We start from the raw sequence: 2,868 nt of genomic DNA, 5'->3' as shown, positions 1-2,868 counted from the left end.
TTTCTCTTCAACCGAACCGGCTGTTTGTGTGAAGTGATTCACATCCGCCGTGTCGATGGAGGCGCATTATAGGGAGTTTCCCTCAGCCCGCAACCCTTAAATGACAGAAAAATGACTGACTGCTGCAATCCCCAGCAAAAGCCCGCCTTATACCCATTTACACACAGAGTTATCCACAAAGCCGTCAATATTTCCTGCATCACATCCCGGAAAAAGAAGAAACCAACCTTGAATTCTCTTTTCTATATAGAAAGAAAATAACGGATGCCCGTTTTCTACTACATATATAAGAAGGGATGGCGGCGGGAGCGCCCGGATCCCCTACTACCTTTGAATTACGTACTTCATCAGGCGATAATACCCGTACAAATAGTGATTCCAGGACTGCGATGAGACACCCTCTGCAACGAACGGCTATACGCAAACGCCCGATGAAACTCGGCACAACCGTGATCCTCATGGTCAGCGCTGTCCTCTTCTCTGTGCTGCTCGTCGTTCATTTGATTTACTTCTCGCAAATCAGCAACACGACACGTGATGCATTAGCAGACAAAGCGCTTGCGGTAGCGCGAACGTTGGCAAACTCTCCTGAGATCCGCGAAGGGCTCAAGAAAAAGCCTGAGGACAGCGGTATCCAGGCAATTGCTCAGGCGGTAAATAAGCGCAACGATTTTTTATTCATCGTTGTCACGGATATGAAAAGCATTCGTTATTCACACCCTGAAGCACAACGTATCGGCCAACCGTTTAAAGGTGACGACATCCTGTTGGCGTTACAGGGCAAAGAGAACGTTGCCATTAATCGCGGCTTTCTGGCTAAAGCGCTACGCGTTTTCACTCCCATTTATGACGAACATCACCAGCAGATTGGTGTTGTGTCGATTGGTCTCGAGTTAAGCAGGGTCACCGAACAGATCAATAACAGCCGCGGCAGTATCTTTTGGTCCATCTTATTTGGCGTTCTGGTTGGGTTACTCGGTACCTGGGTATTGGTGAAGGTTCTCAAACGCATTCTGTTTGGTCTGGAGCCTTATGAAATATCCAACCTGTTCGAACAGCGCCAGGCGATGCTGCACTCTATAAAGGAGGGGGTCATTGCTGTTGATGATAGTGGTGAAGTCACACTGATAAACCAGGCCGCTCAGGAGCTGCTGGATTACCGTAAGTCGCAAGATGATGCCCAGCTCTCCACACTCAGCCATGCGTGGTCTCAAGTCGTTGATCTTTCGCAGGTGCTACGTGATGGAACGCCACGCCGTGATGAGGAGATCACGGTGAAGGACCGACTGCTTTTAATCAACACCGTTCCCGTACTGAGCAATGGCAAAATCATCGGGGCAATTTCAACGTTCAGAGACAAGACAGAAGTCCGTAAACTCATGCAACGTCTGGATGGTATGGTCAACTATGCCGATGCACTTCGTGAACGATCCCACGAATTCATGAACAAGTTACACGTGATTCTGGGATTATTGCACCTGAAAAGTTATAAGCAGTTGGAAAATTACATCATTAAGACGGCCAACAATTATCAGGAAGAGATTGGCTCACTGTTAGGCAAAATAAAATCACCGGTGATCGCTGGCTTTTTACTCAGTAAGATTAATCGCACATCTGATTTAGGTCATAGCCTGATCATTAGTAATGAAAGCCAGTTGCCGGAAAACAGTAATGAAGATCAGGTGGCGGTGTTGATCACCGTACTGGGTAATTTGATTGAGAACGCCCTGGAGGCGCTAGGTCAAGAACCGGGGGGAGAGATCAGCGTATCCTTACATTATCGACACGGCTGGTTGCATTGCGAAGTGAATGACGATGGTCCGGGGATCGCCCCCGAACACATCGACCACATCTTTGAGAAGGGCGTCTCGTCAAAAGGAACCGAGCGAGGCGTCGGTTTAGCACTTGTGAAACAGCAGGTTGAAAACGTTGGCGGCAATATTTCCGTCGAATCCGAACCTGGGGTCTTCACCCAATTTTTTGTACAGTTACCGTGGAATGGTGAGAGGGCCAGCAGATGATCAATGTCTTAATTGTCGATGACGATGCAATGGTAGCGGAGTTAAACCGCCGTTATGTCGCGCAGCTGTCTGGTTTTCATTGCTGCGGAACGGCCTCAACTCTCGAAAAAGCCAAAGAGATCATCTTTCATGGCGAACATCATATTGACCTGATTCTACTGGATATTTATATGCAGAAAGAAAACGGTCTGGACCTGTTACCCATTCTGCACAGCGAAGGCTGTAAATGTGATGTCATCGTCATCTCCTCCGCCGCCGATGCAACAACCATCAAAGACTCACTCCACTACGGTGTCGTTGACTATCTGATCAAACCGTTTCAGGCCTCACGCTTTGAAGAAGCCTTAACCAACTGGCTCCAAAAGAAAACGGATATGGAGAAGCACCAGTACTATGAACAGTCAGAGCTTGACCAACTGATTCATGGTAGCTCTTCCAGCGAGCAGGAAACGCGGCGCTTACCCAAGGGGTTGACACCACAAACGTTGCGCACGCTGTGCCAGTGGATTGATGAGCACCAGGACCAGGAGTTCTCCACGGATGAACTGGCTAACGAGGTTAATATCTCCCGGGTCTCATGCCGTAAATACCTTATCTGGCTCGTCAATTGCCATATCTTATTTACCAGCATCCACTATGGTGTTACTGGCCGACCGGTTTACCGCTACCGCGTTCAGGCAGAGCATTACTCATTACTTAAGCAATACTGCCAATAAAACTCTCCCAGGGATTATTCGTTATATAAAAGTAACAATTATTAAAATAATGAAAAATCCCTTTTCATCCCGCTAAAACAGATAAATAGTGAATTTGCGTTAGATCAAATATATTTGTATCAGACATGTTA

2 protein-coding genes are annotated in these 2,868 nt (G+C 47.4%); both read left to right on the top strand.

Going from position 1 to position 2,868, the window contains the following annotated elements; all coding sequences use genetic code 11:
- The first annotated feature begins 389 nt into the window (after positions 1–389).
- Positions 390–2,021: a sensor histidine kinase gene (locus NNN64_RS22715; protein ID WP_271442868.1), complete on the top strand. Its 1,632-nt coding sequence runs from the start codon at positions 390–392 to the stop codon at positions 2,019–2,021.
- Positions 2,018–2,737 carry a two-component system response regulator DcuR gene (gene dcuR, locus NNN64_RS22710; RefSeq protein ID WP_005132485.1) on the top strand — a complete coding sequence of 240 codons (720 nt, stop codon included), beginning with the start codon at positions 2,018–2,020 and terminating at the stop codon, positions 2,735–2,737. Before NNN64_RS22715 ends, dcuR begins: the two co-directional genes overlap by 4 nt.
- Positions 2,738–2,868: the final 131 nt, after the last annotated feature.

Origin of the sequence: Citrobacter sp. Igbk 14 (assembly GCF_028069825.1) — a bacterium.
In the GTDB taxonomy this organism is placed as follows: Bacteria; Pseudomonadota; Gammaproteobacteria; order Enterobacterales; family Enterobacteriaceae; genus Citrobacter.
This window is presented reverse-complemented; position numbering and strand designations above follow the sequence as displayed.

Excerpts from the sequence above, each read along its gene's own strand:
- dcuR (WP_005132485.1), top strand. The coding sequence starts at position 2,018 with ATGATCAATGTCTTAATTGTCGATGACGATGCAATGGTAGCGGAGTTA.
- NNN64_RS22715 (WP_271442868.1), top strand. The coding sequence starts at position 390 with ATGAGACACCCTCTGCAACGAACGGCTATACGCAAACGCCCGATGAAA.